The sequence below is a fragment of the Paenibacillus foliorum genome, assembly GCF_013141765.1.
GTDB lineage: Bacteria > Bacillota > Bacilli > Paenibacillales > NBRC-103111 > Paenibacillus_S > Paenibacillus_S foliorum.
In genome coordinates, this window is the sequence record NZ_WHOD01000018.1 from 1 (window position 1) to 625 (window position 625).

1 protein-coding gene is annotated in these 625 nt (G+C 46.6%); it reads left to right on the forward strand.

The window, feature by feature from the left end:
* A partial coding sequence (locus tag GC093_RS05435) for an RCC1 domain-containing protein (protein ID WP_512699085.1) occupies positions 1-625 on the forward strand: 625 nt, incomplete at both ends.

A 625-nucleotide genomic window follows, 5' to 3' on the forward strand; every position in this document is an offset into this window, starting at 1 on the left:
AATACAAATGCTCCTGCGGTCATCAACGGACTCACTGATGTTTTAGCGATTACCGGAGGTGGAGGAAACACGACGATCGCCCTAAAGGTGGATGGTACGGTATGGACATGGGGCGATGGCAACAACGGCATGCTTGGCGACGGCAGTAATGGGAGTCGGTCAACGCCAGGTATGGTAGCTGATTTCAACTTATTTCCTGGCATACCGGTAATCAGTATAGATGGATCTCTGTCCAACTATATGCCGATTATTTCTATTAATAATGTTATGGCAGGACAACAAGTGACGGTGTCTGATAGCGTCTATGATGCTGTATATGGTACAAGTAAAAAAGTGATAGCCACCATTACGGCAACGAGTTCGAAGATTACGCTGCCATTGGATGCTTTGAGTGCAGGAGATCATACCTTAACAGTGAAAGTAACTGATAGTACGGGGCAATTTGATCCTGTTGTAAAAGAGCTTAACTATAAAGTTAACGCTATCGCCATAGCTCCAGTCAATCAATTGTCTGAGGGAGCAGGGCATATGGTGGTGTTGGCGAACGACGGACAAGTCTATACATGGGGAGCAAACTGGAATGGAGGGATAGGAGACGGGACGACTACAACGCATCCTCAGCGAT